The sequence below is a fragment of the Alysiella crassa DSM 2578 genome (assembly GCF_000745955.1).
In the GTDB taxonomy this organism is placed as follows: Bacteria; Pseudomonadota; Gammaproteobacteria; order Burkholderiales; family Neisseriaceae; genus Simonsiella; species Simonsiella crassa.
Genome location: NZ_JQKH01000009.1, coordinates 1 through 18,355, shown reverse-complemented (window position 1 = coordinate 18,355; position 18,355 = coordinate 1). Strand labels below are relative to the sequence as shown.

Sequence of the window (18,355 nt, the reverse complement as noted above, 5' to 3'; positions counted from 1 at the left end):
AAATCATGTCTTTTTTATCCATTGAATTTACTGTTTTTTGGCTGTGTTTTCTGGTGCTGTACTGGAGCATGGGGCAATTTCCACGTCATCAAAATAAATTATTATTGATGACAAGTTTGGCATTGCTGTATCAAATCAATGGATTTTTTATGGCGGCGGTGGTGGGGTTTGCCGCGCTGATTTTTCTGATTGCCCGCAAAATCGTCAAGCATTCACATACCCAATACAAAAAACGCTGGTTGCGTGTGGGCATTTTTATCTCATTAATCAATTTGGCTTTTTTCAAATATTTTGATTTTTTTAGCGCAGACGTGAAAACATGGATACAAAGTGATTTGATGGACATCATTATGCCATTGGGGATTTCCTACTATACTTTTCAGGCTGTCGCCTACTTGGTTTCGCTTTATAAACAAGAACATCATTTAAGATTAAGTTTTCCTAACTTATTATTACATTTGAGCTTCTTTCCAACCATTACATCTGGTCCTATTATTCGGGCTGGCGAGCAAAAAAGCATACTCGGCGCACAAACAGGCATCAGCGCACAACTCAATAGCCATCAAGCGCGTTATATGGTGCGCCCCGCATTAGCCATTTCATTGATATTATTGGGCGTGGTAAAAAAATGGTGGCTGGTGAGCGCATTGGCAGACAATTGGGTGAACCCTGTTTTTGAAAACCCTTTACAATACGATGGCTTAAGTGTTTTAGCCGCCATTTATGGTTACACATTTCAATTGTTTTTGGATTTTTCGGGTTATACCGATTTGGTTGTGGGTCTGGCGATGTTGTTGGGATTTCAACTGCCGCAGAATTTTGCCATGCCTTTGATTGCCCATAATCTCCGCGATTTTTGGGAACGCTGGCACATGACTTTATCGGCGTGGATACGCGATTATGTCTATATTCCTTTGGGCGGCAGCCGCGCAGGTTTTACGCGTACGCAAATCAATGTGCTGCTCGCCATGACTTTATCGGGCATTTGGCACGGTTACGGTTGGAATTTTTTGCTGTGGGGCTTGTTGCACGGCGTGGGTTTGGTGCTGTTGAATGTGGCGGACAGAAAGTTTGGGCGTGAAGCCGTGTTGCGCCGAATCACATTTGGCAAATTATTCGGCATTTTGACGACTTTATCTTTTGTCAGCGCGACTTTTGTGGTGTTTCGCACGCAGAGTTTGGAAGAAGTGCGGTTGATGTTTGTCGCCCTATTTGGGGGCGGTCAAGGTTGGGGCGTGCCTGATTTGTCGGTGGTATTATTATTGACAATTTTTGTTTTAACATTATGCACTTACCGTCTTTTGGTATGGGGATTTAATTGGGCGGTGGGGGCTTTGGAGCGTTTACCTGTTTATTTGTGGTTTATGCCCATCTCTTTGGTTTTATTGTTTTTATTGATTGTTGCGCCTTCGGGCATTCCAGGATTTATCTATGCTCATTTCTGACCCAGATACCAAGCCTAAAATCATCGTGTTTCCCAAGAAAAAAGGGAAATTTGCTCATGTACGCCAATATGCTGTGTTGTATGTGGCGTTGTTGTTGGCGGCGATTTTGACGATTTGGGTGGCACAACAATCCATCAATACCTATTGGCAACAAAAATATCAACAGGCTAGCCCTTTGGAAAGCCTGAACCGTTTTGCAGCATGGCGTTCAGGCGCAGATGTGCAGAATTATTTTGTGGCGCGTTATCAAAATCTGACCAACTCATTCAATGAACAAGATAAAAATTGGCAAGCCAAATTTGAATCCAAACCCACCGAAAACCAACCCGTTCAGGCTGCCTTAAAACCTGAAACGGTGTTTGCGGCTTCCACAGCCAGCGCCCCCGAAACCAAGCAGCCTGAAACGGTTAATTTAAACGATGGTTTCCCATTAAAATCAGGCGATAAGGTTTTGTTTGCAGGCGATTCCATTATGCAAGGTTTCGCGCCCTATGTGCAAAAAGAGTTGAGCCAATATCAGATTCAATCCATCAATTTGGCAAAACAAAGCACGGGTTTGGCGTATCCCAAATTTTTTGATTGGCCCACCACCGTTGAGCAAACTTTTGCCCAACATAAAGATTTGAAATTGGTCGTGATTTTGATTGGCGCAAACGACCCGCGTGATATTCTTGAGCCGCCTTTGACCTTCAAAACACCCGAATGGGAACGCGAATATTTGGCGCGTGTCAATCGCATTGTTCAGGCTGCCAAACAAGCCAATGCGGGCGTGATGTGGTTGGGCATTCCGCACATGAAACGTCCTGTTTTGAATGAACAAATGATTTATTTAGACGATTTATTGTCCAAAGAATTGTCTGGCACCAAAGACCATGTTTTGTGGTTAAAAACCAGCGATTTATTGAGCGATGGTAAACCGAATTATCAAGATTCCATTTTAATTGACGGTAAATTAACCAAAATTCGCGCGCCCGATGGGGTGCATTTCACGCCGCGTGGGGCGCAATTTGTGGCGGACTATATTGTGAGTTATTTACAGCTTCCGCAAACAGATTCAGGCAGCCTGAACAATGAATAATATTTTGAAACCATTATTTATTTTACTGATTTTCATCTTGGCGACACGCCCAATTTTCGCGGCTGATGTCGCCATTGAACGAAATGGCTCATCTCACGCGCTCGCCAAATTGCGCCAATTACACAACGGCGAAGCGGTCAAATTTCGCATCGTACAACTGGGCGATTCGCACACCGCAGGCAGTTTGCTGACCGATACGGTGCGTGAAATCTTGCAAGAAAAATGGGGCAATGGCGGCATAGGTTCAAATTATCCCAATAAAATCAAATATCAAAATAGCCCTTTAGATTACGATAACAATACTTGGCTGGTGCAAACCAGCCGTCAAGCAAGCGGCGATTTTCCGATGGGCGGCGTGTTTACTCGTTCACAAGGCAATGCACCCTTGCGTGTGAACGCGTTTACAGGCAGCCTGAATGCGCAAAATATGGCGGTGATGGTCAAACCAATCGCCGCACAATCTGATTTACACATCATTGATAATCATGGAAAAATAACACGTCTATTTGCTTTGCATGGCGATGTGTGGCAGTATTTTTCTTTTCAGGCTGCCTTACCTGTGCAATTTGTGCCGCAGGGAAATGATGTTTGGGAAATCGGTTTAATTCACACGGAAAATCAAACAAATAGGGGCGTAATCTTTTCCGCTTTGGGGCTGAATGGGGCGCAATTGACCCAGTCGCAAAAATGGCGCACAGATTGGGGAAAAGATTTGGCGGACACGCGCGCGAATTTGGTGATTTTGGCGTATGGCACAAATGAAGCGTTTAATCAAACACTTAATTTGGCAGAAACACGGCAATATTGGCGCGATGTGATTGCCGAAATACGTTTCAGGCTGCCTGAAAGCGCGATTTTGCTGTTGGGTGCACCCGAATCATTGGCAGACGACGCGGGTTGGTGTGGCACGCGTGCGCCGCGTTTAAACGATGTGCAAAAAATGCAACAAGATTTGGCGCAATCCGAAGGCGTGTGGTTTTGGTCGTGGCAGAATGCGATGGGTGGCGTGTGCAGTATGAAATCTTGGCAAAACAAGGGTTTGGCGCAAAAAGATGGCGTGCATTTTACTGCCGATGGCTATCGTGAATTAGGTAAATTATTGTCAAAAGCAATTATTAATATAGCGGAATAGCTATAATTATGTTATATTGGATTCAATCAGATAAGGTAAATTTGGTTAAAAAAATAAAAGGCTGCCTGAAAACAGCGTTTTGCACAATTGGCGAAACTTGTTTTTTCAGGCAGCTTTTTTACACATATTATTTTACATAACCATTTGATAATTAGGAGATTTTACTTATATGACAGAGTTATTATTGTACACATCTGCCTATTTCTTTTTTGCAGTAACTGCCGTGTTGTTGTGCCAAAAATTTGGGCTGGGTTCAGTGTTGGGTTATTTGTTGGCAGGGATTTGCATTGGTCCTGTATTTGGGATTGTGGGCAAAGAAGCAGAATCGATTCAACATATTGCCGAATTTGGCGTGGTGATGATGTTGTTTTTGGTGGGCTTGGAATTGGCACCGCAGATGTTGTGGCAAATGCGGCATAAATTATTGGGTTTGGGTGGTTTGCAAGTGCTGCTGACCTTGGGGGTGGTGGCAGGGATTGCGATGACTTTAGGTTATCGTTGGCAAATTGCGGTGGTGGTGGGTTGTGTGCTTGCCCTGTCTTCTACGGCGATTGTATTGCAAACTTTTTCGGAAAAACAATTGCTTGGCACGGCTGGCGGACAAGCTGGTTTTGCGGTTTTGCTGTTTCAGGACGTGGCGGCGATTCCGATGTTGGCATTGTTGCCCCTACTGGCGGTGGGCAAGGCGGCTGAAGTGGAGACACATGGTGCAGGCAATTTAATGGCAAATCAGGCGGGCTGGGTGGTGGCTTTGGTGAGCGTGGCGGCGATAGTGTTGATTTTATTGCTGGTGCGTTATGTGGTGCCACTTGTGTTGCGTTTGATTGTGAAAAGCAAATTGCATGAAATTTTTATGATTTTCACATTGGCATTGGTGGTTGGGATTGCGGCGTTGATGTCATTGGTGGGTTTGTCGCCTGCATTGGGGGCGTTTATTGCGGGGGTGGCGTTGGCGAATAGTTCGTATCGTCATGAAATGGAAAGTCATTTACACCCATTTAAAAGTTTGTTTTTGGGTTTGTTTTTCATCACGGTGGGCGCGAGCATGAATTTTAAACTGTTGGGGCAACAGTTTTTTGTGATTGTGGGCATGACTTTGGGTTTGTTGGCGGTGAAAGCGTTGGTGCTGTGGTGTTTGGGTAAATTGTTCAGGCTGCCTTCTTTGGGTGGGCAATTGTTTGCTTTAAGTTTGGCGCAGGCGGGGGAATTTGGTTTTGTATTGTTGTCTATTGCGAATCAACACCGTTTGTTGCCTGTGGAATTGCACGATAGCGTGTCTTTGGTGGTGGCATTGTCTATGGTTTTAACGCCTTTATTGTTTATTTTTTATGATAAAGTGTTATCGGCGCGCGCCATTCGTCAGGAAAACGAAGAGCGTCCACATGATACGGTGGATTCGGAAAACCCCGTGATTTTATTGGGGTATGGACAATTTGGACATCAAATTAATAATATACTGATTTCATGTGGTTTTCACACGACTGTGATTGACAATCATGCAGAAGTAGTGGACGGCTTAACCAAATACGGCATTAAAACCTATTATGGCGATGCGACACGGCATGAATTATTGAATACAGTCGGTTTACATAAGGCAAAATTGCTGATTGTGTGTGTAGGCGATGACAAACAATCACGTGATATAGTGAAATATGCACGCCATAATTATCCACATTTAACCATTATTGCACGAGCACATGACAGTTTGCACGCCTATGATTTGCATTATGCAGGTGCAGATTATATTGTGCGTGAAACAGCAGATGCTGCGCAACACGCAGGCTGCATTGTGATGCACCAACTGGGCTTACCACAAGAACAAGTGATTGAATTATCACAATTTTATGAAGCTCGTGAGCGTTATCAGTTGGACACTTTGGCAGAATTACACAACCCTGAAATTTCCATTTTTGCCAATGAAGAACTGCTCAATAAAGCGCGTGAAATTGACATGGAAACCAAAGCGATGATGCAAGCGATTATGCGTGGCGATAAAGTGGAATGGGAAGAAAACCCAAATAGCTGGGTAAAATTGAAAAAAGGCATTTCGTGATGGGGTTTCAGGCTGCCTTGAATGTATTTTAACGTAAAAGGCAGCCTGAAAACTTGCCCATTGCTGGGAATAACGGTAAAATCCGCGCTTCCTAACCCAAAGGGGCGGTAGCTCAGGGGTTAGAGCAGGGGACTCATAATCCCTTGGTCGTGGGTTCGAACCCCACCCGCCCTACCAAATCAAAACCGCGTGAAATCTGTATTTCACGCGGTTATTTAGTTTTCAGGCTGCCTGAATCATTAAGAACCTGTGTTCATAATCTTAATAGCTTGATTTTATCGCTACTTCATGCGCCTACTGCGTTGGCTTTCCACACCAATATGCTCAATATTGGCATGGAAAGCCGCCTTGTATTCGCAAGAATTATCAATAAAATCAAGCCATCAATCTTACGAACACAGGTTCTAAGATTTACGGAATAAAGCCTGCTCTGCCCACCAAATCAAACCCAAAATCGGCACACCCAATGCAGCAGTAAAACCGAAAAATCCCGAATAACCAATCCCATCTACAATCGCCCCCGAATACCCCCCCAATACTTTGGGCAATAAAGTCATCATGGAAGAAAAGAGCGCGTATTGCACCGCACTAAAGCGAATATTGGTTAATGAGGATAAAAATGCAATAAAAATACTGCTCGCCAAACCACCCGCTAAATTGTCTATGCCCACCGCAAAATAGAAAATTGCAAAATCCTTGCCCGAATTTGCCAGCACAATAAACAATAAATTGCTCGCCGCCGCCAAAATCGCCCCCAACATCATCATTTTCATCACGGCAAAACGCTGTGCCAATAAACCACCCAACAAGCCCCCCATAATGCTCATAATCACCCCAAAGGTTTTCACCGCATTGGCAATATCGTCTTTGGAGAAACCCAATTCGGCGTAAAACACATTGCTAATCACCCCCGCCACCACGTCTGAAATACGGTACAAACCAATCAATGCCAACAACAACAACGCACGTTTACCATAACGATGGAAAAAATCGGTAACGGGTTCAACCCATGTTTTCAATGCCACTTCTTTGCGTACCACGCCCACCTGCACACTCACCCAGCCCACCAACGCAGCCACCGCCAATGACCCCATCAAACGCGTACTTTCCATTAAAAATGTAAACAAAGGGGCTTTTTTATTGCCAGCAGGCAACACATCGCCTAAAAAACGATAGGCAAACACCAATCCCAATACCGATAAAATAAACATCAGCACCAAACGCACATTATCGCGTGTCGGGAAACGATTTTGCTGTTCGGCAGCGACAGGCGGCTCTTTTGCCCACAATGTGCCGAGCGTACAGGCGGCAATAATAATTGCCATCACAATATAAGTCGTTTGCCATGCGCCGTATTGATAATTTTGTTGCGTACTGCCCAGCCAGTCTGCCAATTTCAGGCTGCCTGCACCCGTCAAAATCATGCCAAAACGATAGCCCATCACATAAGTTGATGAAATAATAGATTGCAGCGCAATATCATTCGGCGCAGATTCAATGCGATACGCGTCAATCGCAATGTCTTGCGTGGCAGACGAAAAACCCAAACACACCGCCGCCAACGCCATTGTCGTCAAACTCGCCGCAGAATGCGATGGGTCGGTAAACGCCATCACACACACCGAAGTCGCCATCATGATTTGCGAAGCCAGCAACCAACTGCGCCGCCGCCCCAAAGATTTCGTCAAATACGGCAACACCAGCGTGTCCACCAAAGGCGACCAGACAAATTTAAATGAATAACCCAAACCCGCCCAGCTAAACATGGTAACCATTTTGCGTTCAATGCCTGCTTCTTGCAGCCACAGCCCCAGCGTGGCAAAAATAAGCTGCCCTGGTAAACCCGCAGCAAAGCCCAAAAACAACATTGTCAGTGCACGGCGGTCAAAATAAGGCGCAAAATGTTCTCGCGTAAAAAAGGCGGTGGTTTTCATGGTGATAGGGTATGGCAAATTGAAATGGGCTGGATTATAGCGAGATTGCGCCATGCTGTGAGTGTGTTGTCTATTGTGCAAGAGTTTGTAAATTAATTAGTAATCGTTGTAAAAATCATACAATTTTAATAAGCCTATTTTTATTATTTGATTTAGCTGCAAAATGAATTTTCAGGCTGCCTGAAAGTGTGGATTTGTGCGGTTTTGCTGCTGATTTTGTGGGCTTGTGTTACCATTTCGGTTTCGTGGTCTTTACAAAATTTAATCTTCAGGCTGCCTGAACGATTTTATTTTTTGTGAATGAAATGGTTGGTATTTTTGTATTTGGCTTAAGACGTAGGGTGCGTACCACGCACCGAATGACCCACAAAATTGGTGCGTGGTACGCACCCTACGTGAATTTTATCGTATACCATCAGGCAGCCTGAAAACCAAATTGACAAACCAAAGGATTAAACTTTAAGGATTAACTATGAACCCATTACCCATGCTCGCCACCGTAGATCTAGGCTCAAACAGCTTTCGTTTACAAATCTGCCAAAACAATGGCGGACAACCACAAGTGATTGAAAACATCAAACAAATGGTGCGATTGGCAGGCGGCTTGGACGAGCGCAAACATTTGGACGAAGCCAGCCAACAACGTGCTTTGGCGTGTTTGGCGCAATTTGGCGAGCGGCTGCGTGGTTTTGCGCCCGAAAATGTGCGCGTGGTGGCGACTAATACTTTCCGTGTCGCCAAAAACATCAAACAATTTTTGCCGCAAGCCGAAGCCGCTTTGGGCTTCCCCATTGAAATCATCGCGGGACACGAAGAAGCCCGCCTGATTTACACAGGCGTGGTGCATACCTACCCCAATCACGGGCAAAAAATGCTGATTATTGACATTGGCGGCGGCTCCACCGAATTCATTATCGGCAGCCAAGCACAGCCTGAAAAATTGGAAAGTTTGCCTATGGGCTGCGTTACCTATTCCAATAAATTTTTTGTTAATAAAATCAATGAAAAAGATTTTCAGGCTGCCATCACATCAGCGCGTGGCGAAATTCAAAGAATCAGCAAAATTTACAAACGCACAGGCTGGGACATCACACTCGGCACATCAGGCACGGCAAAAGCGATTGCCAATGTGATTGCCGCCGAAAACTTGTCTGAACAAGGCATTACGCTCGTCACCATGAACAAATTAATGGCGAAAATCGTGGACGCAGGCAGCGTAAAAAAAGCCAAATTATCGGGATTAAAATCAGAGCGCGAAGACGTGTTTGCAGGCGGTTTGGCGGTGATGATGGCGGCGTTTATGGAATTGGACATCAAGCAAATGGCGTTTACCGAAGCCGCGTTACGCGATGGCTTATTCTTTGATTTTATTGGCAGAAGTTTAGAAGAAGATTTGCGCGATGAAACGGCGGCGCAATTCCAAGAACGCTACCATGTCAGCAAAAATCAAGCCAAGCGCGTGGGCGAATTGGCAAAACAATTTTTAACAGGTTTGGCGCAAGCGCATTCTTTGCAAGAATTTGATTATTGGGGAAATTATTTACATTGGGCGGCAATGTTGCACGAAATTGGGCTGGACATTGCCCACATGGGCTACCACAAACACACGGCGTATATTCTCGCAAACGCCGATATGTCAGGTTTTTCACGCGCCGAACAAGATTTGTTGGCAAACATCACTTTGGGGCAACGCGGCGATTTGAAAAAAATGGCAGATGTGTTGCCCGAAAAACCGATGTTGTGGTATGCCGTATTGGCATTGCGTTTGGCGGTACTGTTTTGTCGGGCGCGACTGGATTTGTCTCTGCCGCAAAACACGATGTTGAGTGCGCAAGGCAATGGTTTTGTGTTGAAAATTTCACGAACTTGGCTGGAAGAGAATCCGCTTACCTCCGCCGCTTTGACCACAGAAAAAGCCGAATGGGCGAAAATTGGGCGTGTGTTTGAAGTACAAATGATTGAGTAAAAAAGTTTTCAGGCTGCCTTGATTGCAAAAAATCAATAAGGCAGCCTGAAAACATTATTCCACCAATTCGCCACGCAAACTGAACGTAAACGCTTCCGTGATTTCAATTTCCACCATTTGGTTAATCAGCGACACATCGCCAAAAAAATTGACCACGCGATTATTGGCGGTACGCGCTTGCAACATATCAGGGTCTTTTTTGGACACGCCTTCCACCAAGCAGCGTTGGATTGTGCCGAGCATGGTTTGGTTGATGCGTGCCGTTTCCGCCTCAATCACTTCGTTCAAGGCTTCCAAGCGGCGGACTTTTTCTTCGTGGGGCGTATCGTCTGGCAGATTCGCGGCTGGTGTGCCAGGGCGTGGGCTGTAAATGAACACAAAACTCAAATCAAAAGCAATGTCTTTAACCAATTTCAAAGTTTGCTCAAATTCGCGTTCCGTTTCCCCGGGGAAACCGACAATGAAATCCGAACTCAAACACAAATCAGGGCGAATGGCACGCAATTTGCGGATAATGGATTTGTATTCCAAAGCCGTGTAGCCGCGTTTCATCGCGCTCAACACGCGGTCGGAGCCGCTTTGAATCGGCAAATGCAAATGCGACACCAATTTGGGCAAATCACGGTAGCATTCAATAATCGCGTCTGAAAATTCGCGTGGGTGGCTGGTGGTAAAACGAATGCGCTCAATTTCAGGAATTTCATGCACAATCCGCAATAAAGTCGCAAAATCGCAAATTTCGCCATCGTCCATTGCGCCGCGATAGGCGTTCACGTTTTGCCCCAACAGGTTGATTTCTTTCACGCCTTGTTGCGCCAAGCCCGCAATTTCCGTCAAAACATCATTGAGTGGACGCGAAAATTCTTCGCCGCGCGTATAAGGCACCACGCAGAAACTGCAATATTTGGAGCAGCCTTCCATAATGGAAATGAACGCGCTGCCGCCTTCCACACGCGCAGGGGGCAGGTGGTCAAATTTTTCAATTTCGGGAAAGGAAATGTCCACTTGCGACAAGCCTGTGGTTTCCTTGTCCATAATCATTTTGGGCAAGCGGTGCAGGGTTTGGGGACCAAACACCACGTCCACATAAGGGGCGCGTTGCACAATGGCTTCACCCTCTTGCGATGCCACGCAACCGCCTACGCCAATGATTAAATTGGGATTTTGTTTTTTCAGATGTTTTACGCGACCCAAATCGGAAAACACCTTTTCTTGCGCCTTTTCGCGCACCGAGCAGGTGTTGAACAAAATGATGTCGGCTTGTTCGGGTTCGGAAACCTGTTCCAATTCATCGCCTTCGGCTAATACGGAGAGCATTTTTTCGCTGTCGTATTCGTTCATTTGGCAGCCAAAGGTGCGGATAAAAACTTTTTTCATGGTTTGTGCTTTCGTCAGGTAGCCCGTAATTGCGGGGCTGATTCATCTGATTAAAAAAAATTTTTCAGGCTGCCTGAAAACACACGGCAGCCTGAAAAGGGAAAAAACGGATTATACTCAATTTACACGATAAATGACAAAAATTAGCGATGATTTTGTTTACTTGTCCATTTTTTGATGATTTTATCCATTTCGCCACTTTGTTTTAATTGTTCAATACCTATATTGATTTTATTTAATAATTCCGTTTGATCTTTGCGTACCCCAAAAACCAAATCATAAGATGTATCACCTTCATCAATGGATAACTCTTTAATAAAAAATTCTTGATTTTGCAATGAACCATAAATATAGTATTTCAAAACATGACAATCACTAACAACAACATCAGCTTTCTTATCTAAAATCATGCTTAATGCTTGATATTGTGTGTATACATTTTTAATATTATCTTGTTTGACTTGATGATTTTCTATTAGACTTTCATCTAATTCATCACTTTCTACAGTAACAATTTTGCGTTTATACCAATCTTCTAAATATTTAGGCTGTTGAGCAACCACACAATCAAGGGAACGCATATAAGGCTTACTCAAAACCAATTCTGTTAAATCAAAATCTTCTTCCACCAAGCCGCCCCCCACTAAATGTACATTGGATTTTTTCAAATCTTTAAAAATTATCTTCCATACATAAGGCTGCGCTTGTATACGAAAACCTGACTGTTTGGCAATTGCATTCAAAACATCGCTCTCCAATCCCATCAAAGTTCCATCAGATCTCATCATATTAAAGGGCGGATAAGATACATGGGAAAAACGAATGGTATAAACAGGTAAATTTTGTGCAACTGCAAGGGTATTAATAGCTGAAGCTGCCTTATTGTTTGAATTTGATGGTGGTGAATCATCACATGCCACGAGTAATAAAATACTCAGCAGAGAAGTTATGGTTAGATTTTTCATCATTAATTTCTCCATTAGAATTTTCAAAAAGGCAACCTGAAACCTTTGCAAAATTCCTCAAATTTAACAATTAAAAGTTTTACTTATTTGAATTTTTAAGAAATTTACTTTCAAGTGTAAAAATAAGAATTGTAAAGGTTTAAGAACCTGTGTTCATAATCTTAATAGCTTGCTTTTATCGCCACTTCCTGCGCCTACTGCATTCATTGGCTTTTCCACGCTAATATGCTCAATATTAGCATGAAAAGTTACCTTGTATTCGCAAGGATTGTCAATAAAATCAAGCCATCAATCTTACAAACACAGGTTCTAAAATTATACTCAATTTACACAGTAAATGACAAAAAATTAGGGATTAGTTTGTTCGGTAGTCCATTTTTTGATGATTTTATCTATTTCACCACTTTGTTTTAATTGTTCAATACCTGCATTGATTTTCTTTAATAATTCCTTTTCATCTTTGTGTACACCAAAAACCAAATCATAAGATGTATCATGTGGCTCAATGGACAATTCTTTAATAACAAAGCTTTGATTTTTTAACGTACCATAAATATGGTATTTTAAAACATGGCAATCACTAATGGTAACATCTGCTTGTTTATTTAGTAAACCACCTAATGCTTGGTATTGTGTACGTACATTATGAATATTACGCCGTTTAACTTGATAATCTTCAATTAAACTATCATCTAATTCATCACTGCTGACTGTAATAATTTTACGTTTGTGCCAATCTTGTAATTTTTTAGCATGGGTAGCAACTACACAATCAGGGGAACGCATATAGGCTTTACTTAATGCGATTTCACTCAAATCAAAATCTTCACTGGCTAAACCACCGCCAACCATATGTGAATTAGATTGTTTGAAATCTTTAAAAATCACATCCCACACATAAGGTTGGGTATATATTTTGAAGCCTTGTTTTTTGGCAATTGCTTGCAATATATCCGTTTCCAAGCCTTCAAATGTATTATTGGGCATCAAAATATTAAAGGGTGGATAAGGTTCATTGGCAAAACGTATGTTGTAAGTAGGGAGATTTTCTGTGAGAACAGGCATACTAGCAATACTGACTGCAGAAGATTGTGATGCGCTTACAGTATCTGATGTGGTGTCATCAGCATTACAGGCTGCCAATAAAAGTGAACCAAACAGGAGTGTTATTGCAAAGCGTTTCATAATCAATTCCTTGTGAATACAGTCATTAAGATTTCAGGCAGCCTGAATATTTAAGTAAACATTACTAAAACATTCAGGTTGCCTGAAAAATTAATGATGATTATAGCAGATAATATTTATATTATGCAATAACAAACATTTAGGAGATAATCCTGTCTACAGTAATATAATTTTAGACTGGTTTATGCACCAAATTTACCTTTACAGTGGTGATACATTTACATCTGAAGATGTGCCCACCAAACGTACACGCGCACCACGTGTTAAACCTGCTTCTTTTTTCTGTACCACGACAATTTCCGAACCATCATCCTTGCGAATTACCATCTCCAAAGAAGTAACTTTGCTCAAACCTTGTTCAATTTTATTGCCCACCACCGCGCCAACTGTGCCAACCAATACACCCAACAAATCGCTACCACGTCCGCCGCCCATGCTGGAGCCAGCAATGCCGCCAATCGCGCCGCCAGCCGTTGTGCCAATCACGCCAGAGCTAGGGGCTTGGATTTGCACTTCGCGCACGGAAACAATCGTGCCATAGCTAATGCCACGCGCTTCTTTGGCTTGGCTGCCTGTATAGACATTGCCGCTATACACCGATTTGTTGGCGCAACCTGTAACGGCAAAGGCGGCGATGAGTGCGGTTAAAATCACTTGTTTTTTCATGATTTGAGTATTCCTAAATTATTGTTAATTAAAAAAGATTACGATAACACGGCAGCCTGAAAAGCACAATTGGGCGCAGCGCAATTTTATGTTAATGATGAATTAAATTATGTTTACGCTTATATTAAGCAGCGATAATAATTCAGTTATAATGGTCTTTTTTAATTTTCAGGCAGCCTGAATATGTCAGAATTTGAAGCAATACGCCTATCCAAACGCATGGCGGAATTAAAAATCTGTTCGCGGCGCGAAGCCGATTCGTATATTGAACAGGGTTTGGTGAAAGTCAATGGCGTGGTGGCGGTGTTGGGGCAAAAAGTTGTGCCGAGCGACCGCATTGATTTGGATAAATGCGCCCATCAACAACAAGCCAAACGCGTTACCATTTTATTAAATAAACCAGTGGGTTATGTAAGTGGGCAGCCTGAAAAAGAATACCGCGCCGCCATTGAATTAATCACGGCGGAAAATCATTGGGACGGCGACACGAGTAAAATTCCCTTTGAAACCAGTCAATTAAAAGGTTTAGCCCCTGCTGGACGGCTGGACATTGATTCGGTGGGCTTGCTGGTTTTGACCCAAGATGGGCGCGTGGCAAAACAATTAATCGGCGAACACAGCGACAGCGAAAAAGAATATTTGGTGCGCGTGAAAGGCAAATTGACGGAAAACGGTTTGGCTTTGCTCAATCACGGTTTGAGTTTGGACGGCGAAAAATTGCGCCCCGCCAAAGTGGAATGGCAAAACGAAGACCAATTGCGTTTCGTGTTAAAACAGGGCAAAAAGCGGCAAATTCGGCGTATGTGCGAATTGGTTGGTTTGCGCGTGGTGGGTTTGAAGCGGATTCGGATTGGAAAAGTGAAATTGGGCACGTTGCCGACTGGAAAATGGCGGTATTTGGGCGCAAATGAGCGGTTTTAGTTTTCAGGCTGCCTTCATTACCCTACAAAAATAAGGCTGCCTGAAAGGGTTAAGTTTATGAATAATCAAAAAAAATGGATAATATTAGCGGTTGGTTTGCTGGTGTTTGCGGCAATCAAAATCGCTATGTTGCTGTGGTGGCAGGGCAATCAAAAACCTGTGCAATCAATGGATTGCCAAATTTCACAAATGGCGTGTCCCTTTGGCAATCAGGGCGCGAGTATGCAATTGGTGGGCGTGGGCGACAACAAAACGCTGTTCACGATACGCGCCGCAAATGTGCCGCCGAATGTGCGTGAAATCCACGCTTCGTTTACCATGCGCGATATGGACATGGGTTTTAACCGATTTGTCTTGGAAAAACAAGCCGATGGTGTGTGGTTGGCGCAAGGTGTGCGTTTGCCCTTGTGTACGCAATCGCGGCACGATTGGATAATGACGTGGCAAGTAGATGGGCAGCATTTTCAGGCTACCTTTCAGACACGGAAATAATTTCAGGCTGCCTGAAAATGTTAAATTTTCGTTAAATGCGACAATTTGATGTTTTTTGGCAGCCTATTTTTGTTGTTTTATGCCGTTGTGTTTATAATTTGGTTTTCCATCATCACGAGAAACATCATGAAAAAACAAATTATTACTTTAGCCAGCTTGCTGGTGCTGACCGCTTGCGAGCCGCCACGCACCGAGCAAACGCCAGCACAAAACCAAGACAAAAACCAAGCCGTTTCTTTGGGTAATGTGAATGCGGGCAAACAGGCAGAAGCCACAGGCGAATATGCGGAATTGATTAAATTAAATCAATCTCTTAAAAGCCAATTGCAAAACGCCACCGCCACGCAAGCCGACCAGCTTTACCGCGACCACCATCAACGCGTTCACACCTATGTTACCAAATTGAATGCGCAACACGCCAATTTTTTGGAAAACTACGATGACCCCAAAAATTGGCAGGATATGGCAAGCGACCCCGAACCCAACGAACCGCGTGTGCCTGTCGGCGAAATGAAGCAGTTTATAGATAAATTGGCACAGGCTAATTTAATGTTGGTGGATTCGGGCATGGGCGTGATGGCGATTCAGGAAACCCCTGATTATTATCAAAATTTGTTTACAGGCAAAGCCAGTCCCGATGTGGATAACTATATTCGTCTGCAAGCGCAAGAACGCGCCCCCAAACCCACCGAAGACAATGTGGTGGTGCAATGGAAGCATTTATCGGAACGCGTTTCGGCGTGGGAAAACTTTTTGCAGCAGCACCCCAATAGCGCGTATCAGAATGAAGCCAAAGCGAAATTCAATGAATACGCCGATTTGTTTTTGTTTGGCAATGAAGAAATGCCCGTTGCTTTGAATCATGAGCCGATTTTGTCTGATGAAGTGGCAGAATTTGCCGAAATTGAGAAAAAATGGGCAGATTATGCCAAGCAATACCCCAACAGCAAATTAGTCCCCATGATTGAAGAAGCGAAAAAAATCGCGCGTTTGCAAGGTGGGCGCGGCGAAGAGCGTTTTGTGGCGCAACAAAAATTCCGCCAAACGCATTTTCAAAAATAATAATTTCATTCAGGCAGCCTGAAAATATGAGAAAATCCAGTTTTCCCTATTTTCAGGCTGCCTTGATTATGAATATTATTGAATTAAATCATTACCCTGTGAAATCCATGCGCGGCGTGGCGATAAACGTAGCGGATTTTTCGCCCATTGGTTTGCGCCACGACCGCGAATGGCTGATTGCTCAAGCCAATGGCGCGTTTATCACCGCGCGAAAATTGCCCATTTTATTGCATTTTCACACCGAAACCCATGCAGGCAGCCTGAAAATGATTGCGCCTGATGGCGACAGTTTATCTGTTTATTCAAAAGATTACACCGAAATCGCGCCCGTGCAAGTTTGGCAAGACACGTTTACCGCTTATTCGGGCGACACGGCGGCGGACGAATGGTTGTCGGCAAAACTGGGGCAGGCGGTGCGCTTGTTTTGGTTGGGCGAACGCAGTACGCGGCTGTTACCGCCCGATACGCCGCTTTCTTTTGCCGATGGTGCGCCGTTTTTGCTGACCAATGCGGCGAGTTTGGCGGATTTGAATGCGATTTTGGGCGAACATTTTGATATGAATCGTTTTCGCGCCAATGTGGTGCTGGACGGCGCGGCAGCGTGGGCGGAAGAAAAATGGCGACGCATTCGCATTGGCACGACAGAATTTGAGTTATTTAAACCGTGCAAACGCTGTGTTTTGACCACGATAGATGTTCATACTTTAGAAAAACATCCGCAACAACAACCTCTTGCGTATTTAGCCAAACATCGTGGCGCGGTGTTTGGCATGAATATGCGAACGCGACAATCGGGGGTGTTGCGCGTGGGCGATAGTATTGAAATTATTGAATAATTTTATTTCAGGCAGCCTGAATGGAATGGGCAAATGCGATGATTTTCCCCTTTTCAGGCTGCCTGAAAGCCCAAAAATGCGTTAAAATAGCGCATTTTTTTATTTCTGAAAAATCAAATTCATTATGCAAAACAACGCCACCCAAATCACCCAAAACGGCATTGCCGCCATCGCCAACGCCGCCGACCAACAAACACTTGAACTCGTCAAAGCCCAATATTTGGGCAAAACAGGCGAACTGAATGTTTTATTGAAACAACTGGGGCAGATGTCGCCCGAAGAACGCAAAACCGTGGGCGCACACATCAACGAATGCAAAAACCAATTTCAGGCAGCCTACGACAACAAACGCGCCCAATTAGAAGAACAAACATTACAAGCACGACTCGCGGCAGAGGCGTTGGACATTACCCTGCCTGCGCGTGGGCAAAGTGCTGGCGGTTTGCACCCCGTTACTTTGACTTTACAGCGCGTGGTGGAGCTGTTTCACGGCATGGGTTTTGACGTTGCCGATGGGCCTGAAATTGAAGACGATTTTCACAATTTCCAAGCCCTGAATATTCCGCAAAACCACCCCGCGCGCGCCATGCAAGACACCTTTTATGTGGAAAATGGCGATGTGCTGCGTACCCACACGTCCCCCATTCAAATCCGCTATATGCTGGACAAGCAAAATCCGCCCATTCGCATCATCGCCCCAGGGCGCGTGTATCGCGTGGATTCGGACGCAACCCACTCGCCCATGTTCCACCAATGCGAAGGTTTGTGGGTGGAAGAAGGCGTGAGTTTTGCCGATTTGAAAGCGGTGTTTACCGATTTTATCCGCAACTTTTTTGAACGCGATGATTTGCAAGTGCGTTTCCGTCCGTCCTTTTTCCCGTTTACCGAGCCGTCTGCCGAGATTGACATCATGGGCGACAACGGCAAATGGCTGGAAGTGGGCGGCTGTGGCATGGTTCACCCCAACGTCTTGAAAAATGTGAACATAAACCCTGAAAAATACACGGGTTTCGCCTTTGGCATTGGTTTAGACCGCTTTGCGATGTTGCGTTATGGCGTGAACGATTTGCGTTTGTTCTTTGATAATGACTTGAATTTTTTGAAGCAGTTTCAGAAATAAGTTTTCAGGCAGCCTTTCAGTACACGACAAAAAAAGTACAATAAAAAAAGAAGTCCGCATCAATTCAGTGGTATCGTATTAATTTTCTCACGACTAATCCAATATGACTGAATTGAGCGAACT

Annotated in this window: 15 protein-coding genes and 1 tRNA gene; 11 read left to right on the top strand and 5 right to left on the bottom strand. The window is 44.2% G+C overall.

The genetic code is table 11. The features are described from left to right. The first annotated feature begins 5 nt into the window (after positions 1 to 5). The 5 genes from Q338_RS02530 to Q338_RS02510 all read left to right on the top strand — a co-directional run bounded on the left by Q338_RS02530 (position 6) and on the right by Q338_RS02510 (position 5,885). Entirely contained in the window at positions 6 to 1,445 is a 1,440-nt protein-coding gene (locus Q338_RS02530; RefSeq protein WP_034291657.1) for an MBOAT family O-acyltransferase, read from the top strand. Further along, positions 1,432 to 2,523: an SGNH/GDSL hydrolase family protein gene (locus Q338_RS02525; protein WP_051968434.1), complete on the top strand. Its 1,092-nt coding sequence runs from the start codon at positions 1,432 to 1,434 to the stop codon at positions 2,521 to 2,523. Before Q338_RS02530 ends, Q338_RS02525 begins: the two co-directional genes overlap by 14 nt. Next, positions 2,516 to 3,655, top strand: coding sequence for a GDSL-type esterase/lipase family protein (locus tag Q338_RS02520; RefSeq protein ID WP_034291656.1), 1,140 nt, complete (start codon positions 2,516 to 2,518; stop codon positions 3,653 to 3,655). The genes Q338_RS02525 and Q338_RS02520 overlap by 8 nt, the downstream gene beginning before the upstream one ends. A 169-nt stretch (positions 3,656 to 3,824) precedes the next feature. Beyond that, positions 3,825 to 5,708: a monovalent cation:proton antiporter-2 (CPA2) family protein gene (locus Q338_RS02515; protein ID WP_034291655.1), complete on the top strand. Its 1,884-nt coding sequence runs from the start codon at positions 3,825 to 3,827 to the stop codon at positions 5,706 to 5,708. A gap of 101 nt (positions 5,709 to 5,809) precedes the next feature. Next, a tRNA-Ile gene (locus tag Q338_RS02510) sits at positions 5,810 to 5,885 on the top strand. Positions 5,886 to 6,112: 227 nt separating this feature from the next. On the opposite strand, the gene Q338_RS02505 is transcribed toward Q338_RS02510, so the two are convergent. Next, on the bottom strand, positions 6,113 to 7,642 hold the full coding sequence (locus tag Q338_RS02505) for an AmpG family muropeptide MFS transporter (protein ID WP_034291699.1): 1,530 nt from the start codon (positions 7,640 to 7,642) through the stop codon (positions 6,113 to 6,115). A gap of 472 nt (positions 7,643 to 8,114) precedes the next feature. Between Q338_RS02505 and ppx the strand changes: the two genes are divergently transcribed. Next, positions 8,115 to 9,608 carry an exopolyphosphatase gene (gene ppx, locus Q338_RS02500; protein ID WP_034291654.1) on the top strand — a complete coding sequence of 498 codons (1,494 nt, stop codon included), beginning with the start codon at positions 8,115 to 8,117 and terminating at the stop codon, positions 9,606 to 9,608. A gap of 54 nt (positions 9,609 to 9,662) precedes the next feature. On the opposite strand, the gene miaB is transcribed toward ppx, so the two are convergent. The 4 genes from miaB to Q338_RS02480 all read right to left on the bottom strand — a co-directional run bounded on the left by miaB (position 9,663) and on the right by Q338_RS02480 (position 13,801). Then, complete coding sequence (gene miaB, locus Q338_RS02495) at positions 9,663 to 10,985, bottom strand: tRNA (N6-isopentenyl adenosine(37)-C2)-methylthiotransferase MiaB (protein WP_034291653.1); 1,323 nt, start codon at positions 10,983 to 10,985, stop codon at positions 9,663 to 9,665. Positions 10,986 to 11,128: 143 nt separating this feature from the next. After that, positions 11,129 to 11,953, bottom strand: coding sequence for a substrate-binding periplasmic protein (locus Q338_RS02490; protein WP_169815834.1), 825 nt, complete (start codon positions 11,951 to 11,953; stop codon positions 11,129 to 11,131). Between the two features lie 345 nt (positions 11,954 to 12,298). Next, positions 12,299 to 13,135, bottom strand: a complete 837-nt coding sequence (locus tag Q338_RS02485) for a transporter substrate-binding domain-containing protein (RefSeq protein WP_034291651.1) — start codon at positions 13,133 to 13,135, stop codon at positions 12,299 to 12,301. Between the two features lie 201 nt (positions 13,136 to 13,336). After that, a complete protein-coding gene (locus Q338_RS02480) occupies positions 13,337 to 13,801 on the bottom strand; it encodes an outer membrane lipoprotein (protein WP_034291650.1) in 465 nt (154 codons plus the stop codon). 183 nt (positions 13,802 to 13,984) lie between these two features. On the opposite strand from Q338_RS02480, the gene Q338_RS02475 reads away from it, so the two are divergent. The 5 genes from Q338_RS02475 to pheS all read left to right on the top strand — a co-directional run bounded on the left by Q338_RS02475 (position 13,985) and on the right by pheS (position 18,232). Then, positions 13,985 to 14,722: a pseudouridine synthase gene (locus Q338_RS02475; protein ID WP_034291649.1), complete on the top strand. Its 738-nt coding sequence runs from the start codon at positions 13,985 to 13,987 to the stop codon at positions 14,720 to 14,722. Positions 14,723 to 14,779: 57 nt separating this feature from the next. Beyond that, positions 14,780 to 15,214: a hypothetical protein gene (locus tag Q338_RS02470; protein WP_034291648.1), complete on the top strand. Its 435-nt coding sequence runs from the start codon at positions 14,780 to 14,782 to the stop codon at positions 15,212 to 15,214. A gap of 126 nt (positions 15,215 to 15,340) precedes the next feature. Beyond that, on the top strand, positions 15,341 to 16,276 hold the full coding sequence (locus tag Q338_RS02465) for a hypothetical protein (RefSeq protein ID WP_147293698.1): 936 nt from the start codon (positions 15,341 to 15,343) through the stop codon (positions 16,274 to 16,276). Positions 16,277 to 16,302: 26 nt separating this feature from the next. Continuing rightward, positions 16,303 to 17,112, top strand: coding sequence for an MOSC domain-containing protein (locus Q338_RS02460; RefSeq protein ID WP_051968432.1), 810 nt, complete (start codon positions 16,303 to 16,305; stop codon positions 17,110 to 17,112). Between the two features lie 124 nt (positions 17,113 to 17,236). Beyond that, the gene (gene pheS / locus Q338_RS02455; protein WP_034291644.1) at positions 17,237 to 18,232 is read left to right on the top strand and encodes a phenylalanine--tRNA ligase subunit alpha; all 996 of its coding nucleotides are present in this window, start codon (positions 17,237 to 17,239) and stop codon (positions 18,230 to 18,232) included. The last annotated feature ends 123 nt before the right edge of the window (positions 18,233 to 18,355 follow it).